The sequence below is a fragment of the Lachnospiraceae bacterium oral taxon 500 genome (genome assembly GCA_002999035.1).
Taxonomy (GTDB): Bacteria; Bacillota; Clostridia; order Lachnospirales; family Vallitaleaceae; genus W11650.
The window spans coordinates 1,576,578-1,592,423 of sequence record CP027241.1; the positions used below are offsets into that span (position 1 = coordinate 1,576,578).

Below are 15,846 nucleotides of genomic sequence, written 5' to 3' on the forward strand. Positions count from 1 at the left end.
TTACAGGGAGGTTTTTATGAAGCAAGTAAATACGGAAAGGAAAAAAAGAAAAGAGAAAATGGTTGCGATTGTGTGTGGGGGCATTTTTGCTGTGATTGTAATTAATACATTATATCAGAAATTAACAGGAAAACTGGATATGAAAACTCCGCAAGAGTACGAAGCCATTCTGACAGCAAACTTTATTTCCAAAAATGAAATCAAAGATGTCAAGACGGATGTAGATAACAAAACGCTTACTCTGCATTTGGCGACAACAGGTGATGAGCCGAACGAAAAAGCAGAGCTTGCAGATGAAGTGCGAGCCAAAGAAATCGCAAATAAGCTGGCAAATGAATTCTTAGCCAAGCGAGAAGATTTAGATAAAGTCGAGTTATTTTTCGAGGGCGTAGGAAACGTTTCGCTGAATAGAAAAAAACTAAATAAGGACTTTGTCAAAAATAATTTTGTGATTGAAGTAAGAGAGGCGGAGGATTACAAAAAAATACTGGAAAAAGCCTATTCAGATGAAAGAATTAAGGAAGTAACGGTTGATAAAGAAAACAGGAAAATCCAAGTAAATCTTGCAGAGCCGGACGGAGATATTAAGGTAGAAAAGGCAAAAGCGATGATTTCTCAGCTATCAGAACATTATTTACTTAAAAGGTCAGAGCTAAAAGGATTTTACTTTTTGATAGATAATGTTGGAGATATTGAGCTGAAAGCAGAAGAAGCGTCAGAGGTGGATAAAAGCGATCCGAACTATGAGGTAATGAAAGAAAATGGTCTGCTTGGGAAATATTTCAAGATGGAACTATTGGATAAAAAATTTATGGAGCATTGAGCTAATCTTTTTAGTAGGTTTTCAGCAGGGAATGAAATTGTCAAATCTGCTTTCTTCTGCTAATCTGGCAAAAACAGCCTTGGAGATGAAAATCATCTAAAAGACAAAATCATCACAAAAATAGCGAGTTAATCAAAAAAGGGATTTACTGAATAAAATCAGTAAGCCCTTTTTTGATTGGGAAAAAATGATTTAAGAAAGGAGCGGCAATGAAAGCAAAAGTAATCAGAGGAAGCGTACAGTATGATGGAACGATCTACAGCGAAGGCATGGAACTTACGATTCGACCGGAAGATTTTTCTGGACTGGCAGAAGTTGTGGAGGCTTTAGAAGCGGAAGCAGAATCAGGAACGGAAAAAGAACCTGCGACAGAGGGAGCAAACCTGGAGGAAGTAACAAATTATAAAGAAATGAAAAAAGAAGAACTGCTTGAGTTAGCCAAAGAAAAAGGCTTAAATGTTTCGGCAGGAGCAAAAAGAGATGAAGTGATTGCTTTATTAGAAGAGGCAGCTGCTCATGAGTAAACTAACCGAGGATGAGCTGAAGAGGTATTGGTTAGACTTTGCCAGCCGGTACTGCAATCGGGCATTTACGGAAGAAAGCATGCCTTATGTCATCCGGCTTTTCCTTGATAGGAAAGTAAAATCCTATCGGGAAAATCCGAATGTCAAAGCGGAAAGCCTAGCGGATTTAAGTAAGACCTATGCGGAGAATGAACTGTCGGGCGAAGAAAGGGAACTGCTTAATGCTGTCCGCAGGCTTCGGGTGCCAAGATGAAAACGAAAATCAAGATAACGGACAAATCAAGAGTACCGGAACTGCTAAAAGAATTAAAAGCCTTAAAAGCCAGAAAGCTGGAGATTGGCATTTTAGCTGAAAGCGGCGAAAAAATGCTGATGATTGCCAATGTCAATGAGTTTGGCTGCGAGATAGTCGTAACAGATAAAATGCGAAAGTTTTTTGCGGCAGCCTTTGGAGTGCATCTAAAAAAATCAACTAAAAAAATAGTGATTCCAGAGCGTTCGTTTATCCGAGGTGGTTTTGATCACAATCAAAAAAATATTGAAACCACAGCGGAAAGGCTTTTGGAAAAACTGGTCGATGGCACAATGGATGCGGAAACCTATCTTTCGTTTTTAGGGGAATATACAGCCGGAAAGATAAAGGAATATTTGGTTAATTTAAGAACGCCAGCTAATTCGCCGCTGACCATTCGCCAAAAAAAGTCAAGCAATCCGCTTATTGATACGGGACATTTAAAGGATGCAATTACTTACCGGGTAACGTAAGAAGGAGGCGATAGCGATATTTCACTTTGAAGACTTAATTTCCGCATACAGTAAGGGAAAGCTGACTGCTTATCTTGCCGGAAAAGGGGAATATGACTATACCAAAGGCGGAGAATATAAAAGCGGCGAAAAAATAGAAAAAGAGTTTACTGGTGCGGTCACCGCATTGACACAGCAGGATATAAAATATGCAGAAAATGGAACCTATAAGACCGAAGACCGGAAGTTATACTGCTATGAAAACCTGCCGCTGGGGACAGAAATAAAGCACAAAGGACTTCTTTACAAGGTCGCGGAAAGAAAGGATTACAGCGATTTTGCGGGTGGACTGTTCCTTTACTTTTTAAAAAGACAAGGGGGACTGGATGAGTGAATACAACAAAAATCAGAGATACTCTTGTCTTTTTGTTGCATAAATTTTTAGAGCGTCCGGTTATTGCAAAGGAGCAGGCAGCGGAAAGGCCGGAGTATCCGTATTTGGCGTATAAGTTTATTACAAGCGGAAACGAAAGGGAAGGAATGGGCGAGATAGAATATTTTCCAGAAGGAAGAGAGGTAATAAGAAAAAAAGTTCAGGTTCAGCACTGTCTTTCCTTTTCCGCCTATGGAAAAACAGAAGCAGAAACCAGAGAATTAGCGGAAAAAGCAAAAAAATATCTGCTTTTTATCGGTTATCAGGAGTTATCAGAAAAAGAGATTATACCGCTTCGGGCAACGGAAATTCAAAACCGTAGTGTTTTAGAAACGGAAGAATATGAAGTGCGCTATGGCTTTGACTTTTTTATTCGCAGTACGCAAATAAGGGAGAAACCCGCGCAGCCAATGGAGCATTTTACTATTAGGAGGAAAGCATGAAAGATTTTACCACAAACATTCGAAAAGTGACTAAAGCGGTCAGCCGACAAGGGTTTGGCTTAATTTTGCTTCTGGACATGGAGCACGAAGTGCCTTATACCATTTGTGGAAGTATGGCGGAGGTTGGAGAAGTCGTTCCGGTAGGAAGTAAGGCTTATCAGATTGCTGGCCGTATTTTTGCGCAAAAGCCAAGGCCGGAGAAGTTAGCGATTGCAGGGAGCACCCAAAAAGAGTTTGTTGCTGGGACAAAAGGGAAATACACTTTGACCATTGCGACCGAGTTTACAGACGGCGATATTATCAGCGTAAACGGAGTAAAATATACTTGCCGTGCTTCCGGTGCAGTGGCGGAGAAAAACGAGTTTAATAGCGGCACAAAGCAGGTTGAGGCGCAGGTATTAAAAGAACTGATAGAAAAAAATGAGACCAGCTTTTCTCTTTCTACTACAGCAGACACCGTTGTTTTTACGCAAAAAATTGCAGCTATAGGAGAGATGCCTTTTGTCGAAGTTACTGGCAGCGGAAAAGCGAATATTGTTAAAACTATCTCCGGTGAAAAAGACAAAGGAATGATTGCCTTATTAACTGAGACAGCGCAAAAGCATAAAGATTTTTTCTTTTTAGTGTCAACGGAGAATGCGAACGAGGATATTCGGCAGCTCAGTGCATGGATTGATACGCAGGAAAAAATGTATTTTGTAACCAGCCAAAGTCTTTTAACACCAAAATTGCTTGCGTCGGAGCAAACGGTTGTTATGTATCATGATAAAAATAATGCTTATGTTGCTGAAGGGCTGGCGGCTTACCTTGCCACTGCTAAAATCGGCGGAGTGACCGCTAAGTTTAAGACGATTGCAGGTGTAAGCGAAGCACAGATTTCAGAGACAGAGTTAGAGGAACTCCATAAAAATAACGGCTTTACCTATTTAGAAAAAATGGGTATTTTACAGACCAGCGAAGGAAAGACGACAAGTGGAGAGTATATTGATATCGTTTTGGGTTCTTTTTGGATTAAGGTTACAATGGATGCGGCAATGGCAAGTTTGGCTGCGCAGACGGAAAAAATCAACTTCGGCAATGACGGGATTGCAAAAATGGTGGCGGTTTGCAAAAGCGTATTAAACCGAGCGGCGGAAGATCAAGGAATTATTGAAAAAGATGAAAACGGCAAGGGAGTCTTTGAAGTAAACTATCTGCCGAAAGAAAAAGTAGACGGAAATGACATTGCCAACCGCCGGTATCATCATGTAACATGGACAGCCAAGTTGGCTGGAGCAATTCATACTGGCATCATTAACGGCACGTTAGAGTATTAGGAAGGAGAAAACGATGACTTACGATGTAGAAAAAGTAAATGTTGTAGTCGGCGGCGTAGTACTAACGGGTTATGCCGAGGGCAGTATGGTATCAGCAGAAAGAAATGAAGACAGTGTGCTGCCACATGTCGGAACAAAGGGTGAAGTTGCTTATGCAGAGAATGCCGATCGGACAGGAAAGTTTACGGTAACCTTGGCAGAAACTTCCCCACATAATATATATTTAAACCGGTTAGCGACTACAAAAAATTCGCAGGTTGATGTTGCAATTGTAAGCATGAATGATCATGCAGTGCAAGTAACTGGTACGAACTGCCGGGTATTAAAACCGGCGAACGTGGAAGTTGGCCGGGAAGTCGGCGAAAGAGAATATGAAATTTTTGCAGCAGTTATGAACTTTGAAGAAAAATAGGAGGTTTTCGTATGAAAATTGATGAAGCGTTCGGTTTTGAACAAAAAAAGATTTGTGTTGCCGGAAAGGAATATACTTTGCAGAATATTCCGCTAAAAGCAGTTTATCAAATGCAAGAGAGAGCAAAAGACAAAGATGGAAATATGAGACCATCCATTTTTTATGATGAAATTTTTGACAAAATTATTCTTTCGCCAAAAGTTTCCTGGGATGATTTTAGTGATGTCGAAGAACTGGAAGAACTCATGACAGAGGTGTATTCGTTTCTTACAAGGAACCGGAAAAGAAAGATGGAAGGCGAAAGCGAAGAGTAATTGGCTGTTTTGGAAGTTGATATTTAGCGAAAAGTTTAGTTATGAAGAGGTTTCCCGCATGAGCTTTGCTGAGATTATGGAAGCACATGCGGCTCTTTTAATTTATGAAGATTTGCTGAAGAAGAAAGCAAAGTAGGAAGGAGGCATTATGGACGTTCGGGAAGTCAGTTTTCATATTGAGTTTACCGGGAGTTTTGAAGAACTTGCCAAAGCTGATAAAGCGGTGGATCAGTTTAAAAGCAATATGCAAAATCTGGGAAAGACGACGGATAATGCCTCTAAAGACATGGGAAAGGCGTTTGAGACTGTTTCCAAAGAAGCAAAAAAGGCCGGTCAAAGTACAGAAGAAGCAAAAAAAGAAGTCATTAGTCTAAAAAAAGACATTGCTAATTTTGTTAGCAGCAGTAAGATTACCAAATTAGGGCAGTCAGTTAAAAGCAACATTGGAACTGCTTTTGAAAAAGCGACGGGAAAGGCCAAAGGAGCGCTGGAATCTTTTCGCACAAAGGCAGGGGAAAGCTTGTCAAAAGCCGCTTCCAAAAGTCGGCTTTTAACGGGAGCGCTAAACGACATCAAAGCAATCGGAACCAAGGCGGCGGATACAGTAAAGTCTAAGATGGACGCACTGGGAAAGACAGCGGCGCAGACTGGTGAAAAAATCGGACAGGCTTTTAAAAAGGCGGGCGAGGTTACGGATAAAATCGGGAGTACCCTAACGAATAAAGTAACCAAGCCAATTCTTGCGGCAGCTACGGGAGCCGGATTTTTGGGGATGCAGTATGAGCAGTCCATGGCGGAAGTACGGGCGATTTCCGGCGCAAGTATAGAGGATTTTGGAAAATTAAATGCCGCAGCGCGGGACGTTAGTGCGAATCCTCTTTTTTCTGCAAATGAAAAAGCGTCCGCCCTAAAGTATATGGCCATGGCTGGCTGGGATGCGCAGCAGTCGATTGCCGGGCTTCCCAGTATTTTAAATCTGGCTACGGCCTCCGGGGAAGACTTGGGGAGCGTATCGGATATTGTGACGGACGCGATGACGGCCTTTAAAATGGCAGCAGAAGAAAGCGGCCGGTTTGCAGATGTTTTAGCCAAAGCCTCCAGCGTATCGAATACCAATGTGGCCTTATTAGGCGACACGTTTAAGTATGTGGCGCCGGTTGCGGGGGCGCTTGGCTATTCGGTGGAAGATACCGCTACGGCAGTTGGCCTGATGGCAAATCAGGGAATTAAGGCGAGCCAAGCGGGTACAGCGCTTAGAGCCGCTCTGGCTCAGTTAGCTGATCCGTCCGAGGAAACGGTAAAGGCAATGGAGGAACTCGGAATATCCTTAGTAGATGACGCAGGAAATATGAAACCGTTGTCGGCGTTAATGGTAGACTTAAGGAAAGGCTTTTCCAATTTAAGCGAAGCGCAAAAAGCTCAGTATGCCTCTTCTGTTTTTGGCCGGGAAGCCATGTCGGGAATGCTTGCCATTATTAACAGTTCGGAAGCGGATTTTAATAAAGTGGGGAGCGCTATCCGAGACTCCGGCGGCGCGGCGCAGGAAATGGCTGATATCATGGGAGATACCGTGCAGGGTCAGCTTAAGGAGTTAAAAAATCGAGCGGTTGAACTTGGACTGCAATTTTTCGACACTTTTGGCAAGGACTTAAAAAACGCCTTGGATTCAGTGACAAAAAAACTGAAAGAAGGAATGACCGCCTTTTCTAAATTGGACAGTCAAACCAAAAAAAATATTGGGAAAATGATTGCCTTAGCGGCGGCGATTGGCCCAGTTGTAAAAGGACTGTCAGTAGTATTTAAAGTCGGTTCTTTTCTGGCTCCTCTTTTTGGTAAAATTGCAGGCGCGGCCGGGTCCGGCGGGCTTGGCGGGGCGGCAGCAGCATTGGGCATTGGGTTAGGGCCGTTGATTGGAATTATTGCAGGAGTGGCCGCAGCCGGCTATTTACTGTATAAGAACTGGGAAACGGTAAAGGCAAAGGGAATGGAGTTTATTGAAGCAATCAAAGCAAAATTCTCTGAGTTTGGGCCGCATATTCAAAATTTGTTTTCCAATGTTCAAGTTATTTTAGGTGTGGTACTGCCGGTTGTAGAAGGTTTTTTTGGTGGGGTTTTACAAATGCTAGGGAAGTTGGCACTTGATTTTACGGATGTTATTGGTGGTGCAATTAAGCTCTTGTCCGGATTTACAGACTTTTTAGTGGGGGTCTTTACCGGCGATTGGAGTAAAGCATGGGAGGGCGTTAAGAGTATATTTATCGGTACTTGGGAGATGATCTCCGGCGCACTTAGGGGTAGCATTAATTTTATCATCGGTGGAATCAATGCTTTTCTGTCCGGGTTAAATAAAATAAAACTTCCAGACTGGATACCGGGAGCGGGCGGAAAAGGAGTGAATATTCCTTTAATTCCTACTTTTGCGCAGGGCGTTACTAATTTTAGCGGCGGTATGGCGATTGTAGGTGAGGAAGGCCCGGAGTTAGTTACCCTGCCAAGAGGCGCGAATGTATTTCCTAACCGAAATACAGAGCAAATACTTGGGAGCAACATGGTATCTTTTGAAAAAATGCTGTTGGAAAAAAGTCGATACTCGAATGATGCACTGGAAAGTGGCGGCACCTATACAACCAATAGAAATAACCGCAGCATAAAGTTTGCACCGGTAGTAAACATATACGGAGCCGGTGAAGGGCGGGAGATGGCGCAAATGGCAAAAGAAGAACTGCGCAAGCTCTGGGAAGAATTCATTGATGATGAGGACTTAGCGGGTTAGGGGGAGGAGAATGAATGCTTCAAAAATAGGCGAGGTCATTTTTACGGCAACGACAGAAGAAACGGTTAGTTATGAAAATGAAATTACAGAAAGGCCGGTAGAAGATTTGGGCTATATTTCCGATCATGTCAGGCAAAAGCCCATTAAGTTTAACGTATCGGGAGTTTTGGTAGGGGAAGAGGCGTTTTCTCGTTTGATGAAGTTAAGAGAGTACAGCAAAGGGAAAGAGACACTTCAGTATTATGGGCGAAATGTCTTTTATAATGTGCTCATCGAAACACTTGAAACCGGACATAATAAGGAAACCCGGAATGGTTTTTCCTTTCATATGTCCTGTAAAATCGTGCAACAGGCCGTAAAAAAGGAAATCATAAGAAACCAAGCCATTAACGCGCAAGTAAAGGAAGTTACTAAGCAAGGGAAGATTACGGTCATGCAAAAGCCGGTAACAAAAAAGAAGAAAGAAAGCATCATGCAAAAAGGAGCAAGGCAAGAAGAATGAAGGAAATAGAACTGGAAGAAAAACAAAGGGAAGAAATATCATATCTTCCTTTTCCCAAGGGAAAAATCCCATGCGAGGCGGAGTTCGATTATCAGGGACAGAGTTTTCTTTTGGTCTTTTTTTATAACGAAGCGTATGATTTTTTTACTGCCGACTTATATCGACTGGAAAATATGGAAAAAAAGCCGGTTAAGTTAGGGGAAAAGATCGTGTTAAATCAAAGGCTGTTTGAGATAGAAACCGAATTAGACCGGAGTTTGCCGGTAATTGTGCCGGCGGCGTTTTTTGAAGAGAGAAAGGCGGCCAATTGGGAAAGCATGGGAAATGGAGTAGAACTGGTGGTGATAGAATGATTTTTAACCGCAGAGCGCAAATACGGCTGGGACGCTTGGAATATGAAAGCGAAACGCTGGACTTTGATTTTTTTGTTCCTTTTTCTACAGAAATGGAGCCGGATATATCAGAAATATCCCTGTATAATCTATCTCCGCAAACCATTGCGGAAATAAAAAAAGGAATGCCCGTGGAACTTTTTGCCGGGTATGGGGAAGATATGGGCCTTTTGTGTTTGGGAGAGGTCTTAAATTACAGCACAAAAAATGAGAATGTTGATAGAAAAACAACGTTAAAGGTTGGAAGCGGCGCGGCAGCGTGGGCGGAGATGGAGATTAATAAGACTTATGCGGCCGGGATAACTTCACAGCAGATTTTACAGGATTTACTAAAGAATTATAACCTTACTGTTGCTGATATTACATTAAAGCATAACGTCAAGCACAGAAAGGCCAGAACGCTTAGCGGCAAGTTAAAAAATATTATTCAAAAAATTGCTAAGGAAACGGAAACAAAAATTTATATCAATCAAGAAAGAGTTTTTGTTCGGCCAACGGAAAAAGGGGACAACAAGGACTTTTATTTATCGGGAGCAACTGGTCTTTTGGGAAGCCCGGAAAGGTGCGAAGTTTCCGAAGGGGAGACAAGGAAAGAAGGGTATAAAATTCAATGCCTTTTGAATCACCAGATCACAACGGACAGAATTGTTGTAATTCAGTCCCAAATGGCAGAAGGTAGTTTTAGAGTAGTAAAGGGAAGCCATAACAGCAGGGAATATATAACAGAAATGGAGGTGCTGCCATGGCAGGCTTAGCAAAATTTGTCAATAAAAAAATAGAAGAAAAATTAGGAGCAATTCATACCCTTTTCTTAGGCAAAGTGGTGGCAGTAAATCCGCTGATTATCTTACCGCTTTTCGGGAACAAAACACAAGTGGAAAAGCCGATGCTATTGGGAAGTGCGGTTTATGAAGTTGGAGACATTGTGCTTTTAGGTGTTTTGCAAGAGTATGCGGAGGGTGGCATAACGCGAAGATTTGATTTATCAGATGCAGTAGTCTTAGGGAAGGTATTTAATTTATGAAAGATTTACAGGTAAAGGGGAATGACCTTGTGCTGGAAAATGGGGATTTTAAAATAATATCAGGAGAGGATGAGATTTTGCAGTCCTTAGAAAGGATATTGACAACGAGAAAGGGCGAATGGTTTTTAAATGAAGAGATAGGCCTTGATTATTCGGAATTAGAAAAGAAAGAAGTCGACCAGGAACTGCTGCGGCTTTCTGTTATAGAAGCGGTATTGCAGGAAGAAAGAGTGCAGGAGGTTTTGGATTTAATAATCGAATGGGACAGGGCTAAAAGAGCGTTAAAACTAAGTTTTAATCTGGTTTTAAAAGGGAAAGGTGATTTGTATGGCGGGCATTACGAAGTTTGGCTTTGAGAGAAAACGATATGCGGATATTGAAAAAGAAATGTTCCTTTCCGCAAAAGAAAAATGGGGAGAAGAAATCAATTTATCGGAAAAAAGCGCACTGGGGATATTGCTGCGGATTTTTGCGTGGAGCATTGCCAAAATCTGGCAATTAGGGGAATCTATTTATTTTCAATCCTTTCTTCGATATGCTGAAGGAATTCAACTGGACTATATTGCGGAAAGAGGTGGGATAAAAAGATTCCCAAAAGCAAAGTCTAAAGGTAAGCTGATCATTCGTGGGAATACAGGGAAAGAAGTTTATCGTGGATTTCAAGTACGAACAGAAAGCGGAAAGGAATATCAGGTAACAAGGCCGGGTGTTATTTCGGAAAACGGAACGGTTGTTCTTCCGGCAGAAAGCCTGCTATGTGGCTCAGAGCAAAATGCAGAGGTTGGAGAAATAACGATAGTCAGTTATCCAGAGACGGGGATTACTTCAGTAACAAATGAAGAAGCATTCGTGGGTGCAAGAGAAGAAGAAACGGATGAAGAATTAAGACGCCGATATAAGGCGGGTTTAAAAAACAAAGGAAAATCAACGATTGCTGGCATTGAAAAGCGGATTTTAGAAAATCCTTCCGTAAAGAGTGTAATCATTGAAGAAAACGACACGGAAACGGCGAATTACGGTATACCAGCGCATGGAATCCGGGTGATCGTGCAGGGCGGAAGCGATGAGGAAATTGCCAGAGCGATTTTGGAGTCGAAAGCGGCCGGTATTAGCACGGCGGGCGCTGTGGCGGTAACGATACAGGATAACAAAGGAAAAAGCCGGGTAGTGCGGTTTCAAAGAACGACAGCAATCATGGTTTATGCGGTGATTAGACTGTCTTTTTATTTGGGCGTAGAAAATAAAGAGCAGCTAAAAGAAAAAGTACAAACGGATGTTTTAAATTATTTGTTGGGGCTTTATGCAGGGGAAGATATTGTAGTTAGCCGGTTAGTATCCCTTGTTATGGGAAATAAGGAAATTAAGGACGCGGCGGTCAAAATCGGCAAAACAGAGCAAAGTTTGGAAGCAAAAAATATTGTATTAGCCGAGGGCGAGACCGTTATCACGGACAAGGGGAAAGTGAAGGTGAGCGATGACCTTTAAAGAAATATGGCAGCGACTTCCTCAAAATTACAGAAAAGTAAGCGGTAATATGGAAAAACTATTAAGGGTGATTAGCGAGCAGTTTTATTTTGCCGCCTCAATGCTGCGCAGTTTATCAAGTTTGCCTTCCCTTGAAAAAGTAAGCGGTCAGACTTTAGATCTTTTGGGGGAAGAAGAAGGAACGGATCGAAATGGAAAAAGCGACGAGGAGTTTAAGCAAGTCATTCGGTTTCAAATTGCTTCCAAGGACAGAGGAGAGGATATCCATTCTCTTAATTCAGCGCTTGATTTTTATTTGCAAGCGGATTTTGTTGAAATCATAGAAGGCGACGCCAAGATAATCGTTGTGGCCGGCCGTTTTTTAACGGCAGAAGAAAAGAGAAAAATCAAAACTTTGGCGGCTGCCGGAGTAGGAGTTGACTTTAAAACGCAGCATACTCTATATCCAGCGAAGGGGAAGACAAAAAGTATCTGTTTAAGCGGGGAAGAGACAAAATTAGAAACCAGAAAGGGGTAAAAAGTGGCGCAGGAATTTTATACCATAATTACTAAGATTGGGCAGGAGAAATTGGTCAGTGCAACAACCGGGCAAAAATTAGAATTTTACCAGTTTGCGGTTGGCGATGGAAATGGGAGATATTATGAGCCAATGGTTTCTCAGTATGCGTTGGTTAATGAAAAGTATCGCGCGAACACAAATGCAACCACGATCGAAGAAAACAGAATTACCATTGAATGCCTGATACCGGCGCATATCGGCGGATTTACGATTCGGGAAATTGGCATTTTTGATAAGCAAGGAAGTTTGGTTTTAGTTGGGAAATATCCGCAAACGGAAAAACCGGTTGATTCATTCGGCGGATTAAAGGATCTTTATATCAAGGTTCAGCTTGAGGTGGATAACCCGGAAACGATTGCTATGACAGTAGACCCCAATGTGGTTATTGTAACCAAACAAAACTTGAATCAGGAGCTATCAAAGTATTTAAAGAAGAACGAAACTGTGAATGATCTGGATTCGTCTGACAAGGATAGACCGCTGTCAGCCGCGCAAGGGAAGCGGCTGAATGAAAATAAGCTGGGGATAACAGAAAAGGCCGCCGACAGCGATAAGCTGGATGGACAAGACTGCACTTATTTTGCAACATCGCAAAAAGCGGACAGTCTGGAAACACAGATTGAGCAGCTGCGGGCGGACATCCAGAATCTTACCCAGCAATTGAATAATAAAGCGGATAAAAATATGATTACAGCCATTCATTTACCCAGTGTAACTCAAGCATGGATTACAAATGCAGGAATGATTGAAACACAAGTGATTTTTGGCAGAACCGAAAAAGTTATGCAAAACATTGATGGTATTCCAATTTATGGGCAAAATGGGCAAACAGTTCAAGTGTCTGTTGGTATGCATGCGTTGATGTATAGCAAGACGGATCAACGATTTTACTTGATTTTTTAAAAATTTACCCATTCCGTCCAAGGACCATTATTGATTTTGTGCCGCCGTTGATATTGGCCATTTGTATTCCGGCGTTCCTGCCAAATCCAGTTGTCAATATTATTATGTTCCTGATTGGATGAGTTTTGTACTGTTAAAACTCCATAGCCAAAACCGGTTTCTAATCCGAATGTGTACCAGCCTGTTTTCAGGCATTCATCAAAGTTTTTTGTCCATCCGTGATAAATGAATGTATTAGCATTTTTATCCGCTTTATTATTCTAAAGCAGGCGAAAGATGGCATGCTATAATCATTGCAAAAAGGAGATAAAGAGGCAATGATTAAGCTATCAGATGAGATTTACAGGGCAATTAAGAAGTTTACCAATCTAAGCAGGGGGGAGTTTAAGCAGCTAACGAGAGAGGTGATGGAAAAATATGAGATAATCCCCAAAAAAGAACAAAAGGAATATCAGTTGTTGGTTTTGCTGGAAAAATTTCTGTTCTCTTTACGGACGGAAAAGAAGTCAGAAAAAACGATTGATGGTTATCGATTGCAGATTACGAAGTTCAGCGAAAGAGTAAATAAGGATATTCGCCGGATAAGTACAGACGACATCCGGGAATACATCAGCTATTTGGTCAATACCAGAAAGAACGCAGATGGTACAATTAATAATTACCTGCATATTTTGCAAAGCTTTTTTAAGTGGTGCATCGTAGAAGGCTATCTTAGCCAAAATCCCATTGCCAGAATAAAAATCAATAATTTTAAACCAAAAAGAAACAGGGTAGGATTAGATGGTGAGAAGCTGGAAGCGGTCAAATATGCTTGCGAGGATTTGCGGGAAAAGCTGATTATTGAATTATATGTTTCTACTGGTTGTCGGTTATCGGAAATTGCAGAGATAGACGTTAAGGATATAAATCAAAAAGAGCGCAGCATTGAGGTAATTGGGAAAGGGAATAAGAAAAGAACTGTATTTTGCAGTGAAAAATGCAAGTTATTAATAGAAGAGTATATGAAAAAAGAAGCAATTACGGATGGAGCGCTGTTACGAAGTAATAAAAAGCCGCATGGGCGGCTAAAGCCATCGGCAATCCAATCTATTATCAAAGAAATTGGCGAAAGAACCAATATTAAGCTATATCCGCACTTGTTGCGGCATACTTTCGCAACAAATAGCCGGAAGCATGGAATGAGTTTGGAAACTATTCAAATCTTGCTTGGCCATGCAAGTATAACAACAACGCAGATATATGCTAAAGAAGATATGGAAAAGATAAAAAACGAGTATAACAGGATAGCATAAAGCATTTTTAATATGTGAGAAGACACGTTGAAGACGTGTCTTCTTGTCATGCTGAGGAAGGAAAAGAGAATGAAAAAACTGTTAATATGCATTGAAGAATTACAAAATGAGAAACCGAAAATGATAGAATCCCGCTTACTGATAGAGAGCGGGGCGGTGAAATGGAAAGTGATAGATAACCCACCAGTGATAGAAGACCGGCCCGGTGAAGTTGGGAAATATGACATTAACGAACAAGGAGAAATCATGGTTCGTTATGAACAGCGGGAAAAAACGGAAGCGGAAAAACTGAAAGAAGAAATCCAAGAAATCAAAAAAGAGCAGCTTGACATGATGGAAGCATTGGCAGAAATGAAGGAAGGCGGTGCGTAAGATGAAAGATAGATTACTTCTATTTCTCATAAAAATACTATTGAGGGAAGGGGGTGAAGAAATGGTGTGGCGTGATATTTATGTGAAATTAATTATCGCGAAGCGGAGAACCATCGACAAAATCAAGGATCCGGCTCTGAAGCAGTTAGTTTTAGAGGATTTGAAAGAACTTGGTTTTGATGGTTACGGCAATCCGCTGCCGGAACTGGCGGAAGAATAAGGCATAATGGCATGGGGCGGCGGCAGCTGCCCCATAGTCAAAAAAGAGGGAGGATTGATACATGGAAGAAACAATCAGAGTGAGCGAGCAAATTTTTGGTGCGCTTCCGTCTAATAGAAGTCCAAAAGATTTTCCGGTTTTGGCGGAAAGCGGAATCACCTTAGAAGTGGCTTATAAGCCGGAGAACATTGAAACCATATTGAATATGGTTATGTATAATCAGCTGCTTTCCGGTAGCTGTGTCGGGCAGGCGCTGGCCAAGGCAAAATCTTTGCTGGAGTATATTCAGAACCCGGACAATATATTTTTGTTCAGCGGCTGGTTTTTATGGATGAACCGGCCAAAGAATATTAGCTACTTGCTGGACACGGAAGGAACATCACTAAAAGATCAGGCCGAAAAGCTGGTCGAGGATGGTGTTTGTTTTCTGGCGCAATATGACTTAAACCCTAAGCAGACAAGTGAGCGCATTTCCTACAAGGACAATAAAGATAAGTTCTATAGGGAAGTACGGCCAGCGCTGTTAAATTCGGCTGCTGGGTACAAGGCAGATAAATACCTTTTTCCAGAAACGGAGTTAGAAATTAAGCAGGCGATTAAAAAGCTTGGGTGTGTCTGTATCTGCATTCCCTTGTATCCATCGTTTAGCTTTGTCCAGAGCAATGGGATTATTCCCAACCCGCAAGACGGTGAAAGCTTAAAGGGCTTTCATACCATGCTAATTTATGGCTGGGACGATAGTAAGGCCGTTTGGTACGGCCATAATTCTTACGGCCGAGGTTGGGGAAAGAACGGCTTTTTCACCATTCGGAAAGATTACCCGATCAAGGAATATGTCGCGATTGCCGATGACAGCTTACTTCATTGGGCGGACAAATATTTTTACTTCCTTTGGAAGAAGGGTGTGACGCTGCATGAACGGAACTTTGACCGGAACATTAGCCGGGGTGAAACAATGGCTATTTTGGCCAGAGTGCTGGCGGGCGGAGATAAGAATGTGTTCCCTGTGATAAACGCTGAACATTGGGCTGACAAGTATTTCAAATATCTTAACAGCCACGGCTGCAAGGTATTTGAAAAGAATTACGACAATAAAGTTACACGCGGCGAGTTTATGACTTTGCTTTACCGAATGCTTAACAAAAATGACGCGACTGACGTGCTGCCGAAAAAGGGCGGACATTGGGCGGAAGCGTATTTTGAAGCACTGCAAAAAAGAGGAATAACAATCCATGAAAAGCGCTTTGACGACTGTATTACCAGAGGTGAAACAATGGCGCTGGTAAGCCGGGCGTTAGGCTACAAAAAATAGAGA

Annotated in this window: 21 protein-coding genes; all 21 read left to right on the forward strand. The window is 41.9% G+C overall.

What is annotated here, in order from left to right; all coding sequences use genetic code 11:
* Positions 1–16 precede the first annotated feature (16 nt).
* The 21 genes from C3V36_07215 (at position 17) to C3V36_07315 (ending at position 15,843) form a co-directional block, all read left to right on the forward strand.
* The gene (locus C3V36_07215; protein AVM69045.1) at positions 17–823 is read left to right on the forward strand and encodes a hypothetical protein; all 807 of its coding nucleotides are present in this window, start codon (positions 17–19) and stop codon (positions 821–823) included.
* A gap of 209 nt (positions 824–1,032) precedes the next feature.
* Entirely contained in the window at positions 1,033–1,347 is a 315-nt protein-coding gene (locus C3V36_07220) for a hypothetical protein (GenBank protein ID AVM69046.1), read from the forward strand.
* Positions 1,340–1,600, forward strand: a complete 261-nt coding sequence (locus C3V36_07225) for a hypothetical protein (GenBank protein ID AVM69047.1) — start codon at positions 1,340–1,342, stop codon at positions 1,598–1,600. Before C3V36_07220 ends, C3V36_07225 begins: the two co-directional genes overlap by 8 nt.
* Complete coding sequence (locus tag C3V36_07230) at positions 1,597–2,112, forward strand: hypothetical protein (protein ID AVM69048.1); 516 nt, start codon at positions 1,597–1,599, stop codon at positions 2,110–2,112. The genes C3V36_07225 and C3V36_07230 overlap by 4 nt, the downstream gene beginning before the upstream one ends.
* 166 nt (positions 2,113–2,278) lie before the next feature.
* Positions 2,279–2,485 (forward strand): hypothetical protein, encoded by a 207-nt coding sequence (locus tag C3V36_07235; protein ID AVM69049.1) that lies wholly within the window; start codon positions 2,279–2,281, stop codon positions 2,483–2,485.
* Positions 2,482–2,967, forward strand: a complete 486-nt coding sequence (locus tag C3V36_07240) for a hypothetical protein (protein AVM69050.1) — start codon at positions 2,482–2,484, stop codon at positions 2,965–2,967. Before C3V36_07235 ends, C3V36_07240 begins: the two co-directional genes overlap by 4 nt.
* Positions 2,964–4,283 (forward strand): hypothetical protein, encoded by a 1,320-nt coding sequence (locus tag C3V36_07245; GenBank protein AVM69051.1) that lies wholly within the window; start codon positions 2,964–2,966, stop codon positions 4,281–4,283. The genes C3V36_07240 and C3V36_07245 overlap by 4 nt, the downstream gene beginning before the upstream one ends.
* A 13-nt stretch (positions 4,284–4,296) precedes the next feature.
* Positions 4,297–4,695 (forward strand): hypothetical protein, encoded by a 399-nt coding sequence (locus C3V36_07250; GenBank protein ID AVM69052.1) that lies wholly within the window; start codon positions 4,297–4,299, stop codon positions 4,693–4,695.
* 11 nt (positions 4,696–4,706) lie between these two features.
* Positions 4,707–5,009: a hypothetical protein gene (locus C3V36_07255; protein ID AVM69053.1), complete on the forward strand. Its 303-nt coding sequence runs from the start codon at positions 4,707–4,709 to the stop codon at positions 5,007–5,009.
* Between the two features lie 148 nt (positions 5,010–5,157).
* Positions 5,158–7,782, forward strand: a complete 2,625-nt coding sequence (locus tag C3V36_07260) for a phage tail tape measure protein (protein AVM69054.1) — start codon at positions 5,158–5,160, stop codon at positions 7,780–7,782.
* A 10-nt stretch (positions 7,783–7,792) separates the two neighbouring features.
* Positions 7,793–8,284: a hypothetical protein gene (locus C3V36_07265; GenBank protein ID AVM69055.1), complete on the forward strand. Its 492-nt coding sequence runs from the start codon at positions 7,793–7,795 to the stop codon at positions 8,282–8,284.
* Positions 8,281–8,637: a hypothetical protein gene (locus C3V36_07270; protein ID AVM69056.1), complete on the forward strand. Its 357-nt coding sequence runs from the start codon at positions 8,281–8,283 to the stop codon at positions 8,635–8,637. Before C3V36_07265 ends, C3V36_07270 begins: the two co-directional genes overlap by 4 nt.
* Positions 8,634–9,431: a hypothetical protein gene (locus C3V36_07275; GenBank protein AVM69057.1), complete on the forward strand. Its 798-nt coding sequence runs from the start codon at positions 8,634–8,636 to the stop codon at positions 9,429–9,431. The genes C3V36_07270 and C3V36_07275 overlap by 4 nt, the downstream gene beginning before the upstream one ends.
* Positions 9,419–9,700, forward strand: a complete 282-nt coding sequence (locus C3V36_07280) for a hypothetical protein (GenBank protein ID AVM69058.1) — start codon at positions 9,419–9,421, stop codon at positions 9,698–9,700. The genes C3V36_07275 and C3V36_07280 overlap by 13 nt, the downstream gene beginning before the upstream one ends.
* Positions 9,697–10,056: a hypothetical protein gene (locus tag C3V36_07285; GenBank protein AVM69059.1), complete on the forward strand. Its 360-nt coding sequence runs from the start codon at positions 9,697–9,699 to the stop codon at positions 10,054–10,056. The genes C3V36_07280 and C3V36_07285 overlap by 4 nt, the downstream gene beginning before the upstream one ends.
* On the forward strand, positions 10,028–11,185 hold the full coding sequence (locus C3V36_07290; protein AVM69060.1) for a hypothetical protein: 1,158 nt from the start codon (positions 10,028–10,030) through the stop codon (positions 11,183–11,185). The genes C3V36_07285 and C3V36_07290 overlap by 29 nt, the downstream gene beginning before the upstream one ends.
* Positions 11,175–11,702, forward strand: a complete 528-nt coding sequence (locus C3V36_07295) for a hypothetical protein (GenBank protein AVM69061.1) — start codon at positions 11,175–11,177, stop codon at positions 11,700–11,702. The genes C3V36_07290 and C3V36_07295 overlap by 11 nt, the downstream gene beginning before the upstream one ends.
* A gap of 3 nt (positions 11,703–11,705) precedes the next feature.
* Positions 11,706–12,647, forward strand: coding sequence for a hypothetical protein (locus tag C3V36_07300; GenBank protein ID AVM69062.1), 942 nt, complete (start codon positions 11,706–11,708; stop codon positions 12,645–12,647).
* A 317-nt stretch (positions 12,648–12,964) separates the two neighbouring features.
* The gene (locus C3V36_07305) at positions 12,965–13,939 is read left to right on the forward strand and encodes a hypothetical protein (protein AVM69063.1); all 975 of its coding nucleotides are present in this window, start codon (positions 12,965–12,967) and stop codon (positions 13,937–13,939) included.
* A gap of 69 nt (positions 13,940–14,008) precedes the next feature.
* On the forward strand, positions 14,009–14,311 hold the full coding sequence (locus C3V36_07310; protein ID AVM69064.1) for a hypothetical protein: 303 nt from the start codon (positions 14,009–14,011) through the stop codon (positions 14,309–14,311).
* 281 nt (positions 14,312–14,592) lie between these two features.
* Positions 14,593–15,843 carry a hypothetical protein gene (locus C3V36_07315; GenBank protein AVM69065.1) on the forward strand — a complete coding sequence of 417 codons (1,251 nt, stop codon included), beginning with the start codon at positions 14,593–14,595 and terminating at the stop codon, positions 15,841–15,843.
* Positions 15,844–15,846: the final 3 nt, after the last annotated feature.

Coding starts and splice junctions, on each gene's coding strand:
- C3V36_07305 (AVM69063.1), top strand. CDS start 12,965: ATGATTAAGCTATCAGATGAGATTTACAGGGCAATTAAGAAGTTTACC.
- C3V36_07270 (AVM69056.1), top strand. CDS start 8,281: ATGAAGGAAATAGAACTGGAAGAAAAACAAAGGGAAGAAATATCATAT.
- C3V36_07295 (AVM69061.1), top strand. CDS start 11,175: ATGACCTTTAAAGAAATATGGCAGCGACTTCCTCAAAATTACAGAAAA.
- C3V36_07280 (AVM69058.1), top strand. CDS start 9,419: ATGGCAGGCTTAGCAAAATTTGTCAATAAAAAAATAGAAGAAAAATTA.
- C3V36_07315 (AVM69065.1), top strand. CDS start 14,593: ATGGAAGAAACAATCAGAGTGAGCGAGCAAATTTTTGGTGCGCTTCCG.
- C3V36_07275 (AVM69057.1), top strand. CDS start 8,634: ATGATTTTTAACCGCAGAGCGCAAATACGGCTGGGACGCTTGGAATAT.
- C3V36_07250 (AVM69052.1), top strand. CDS start 4,297: ATGACTTACGATGTAGAAAAAGTAAATGTTGTAGTCGGCGGCGTAGTA.
- C3V36_07245 (AVM69051.1), top strand. CDS start 2,964: ATGAAAGATTTTACCACAAACATTCGAAAAGTGACTAAAGCGGTCAGC.
- C3V36_07255 (AVM69053.1), top strand. CDS start 4,707: ATGAAAATTGATGAAGCGTTCGGTTTTGAACAAAAAAAGATTTGTGTT.
- C3V36_07290 (AVM69060.1), top strand. CDS start 10,028: ATGGCGGGCATTACGAAGTTTGGCTTTGAGAGAAAACGATATGCGGAT.
- C3V36_07230 (AVM69048.1), top strand. CDS start 1,597: ATGAAAACGAAAATCAAGATAACGGACAAATCAAGAGTACCGGAACTG.
- C3V36_07310 (AVM69064.1), top strand. CDS start 14,009: ATGAAAAAACTGTTAATATGCATTGAAGAATTACAAAATGAGAAACCG.
- C3V36_07215 (AVM69045.1), top strand. CDS start 17: ATGAAGCAAGTAAATACGGAAAGGAAAAAAAGAAAAGAGAAAATGGTT.
- C3V36_07220 (AVM69046.1), top strand. CDS start 1,033: ATGAAAGCAAAAGTAATCAGAGGAAGCGTACAGTATGATGGAACGATC.
- C3V36_07265 (AVM69055.1), top strand. CDS start 7,793: ATGAATGCTTCAAAAATAGGCGAGGTCATTTTTACGGCAACGACAGAA.
- C3V36_07285 (AVM69059.1), top strand. CDS start 9,697: ATGAAAGATTTACAGGTAAAGGGGAATGACCTTGTGCTGGAAAATGGG.
- C3V36_07225 (AVM69047.1), top strand. CDS start 1,340: ATGAGTAAACTAACCGAGGATGAGCTGAAGAGGTATTGGTTAGACTTT.
- C3V36_07260 (AVM69054.1), top strand. CDS start 5,158: ATGGACGTTCGGGAAGTCAGTTTTCATATTGAGTTTACCGGGAGTTTT.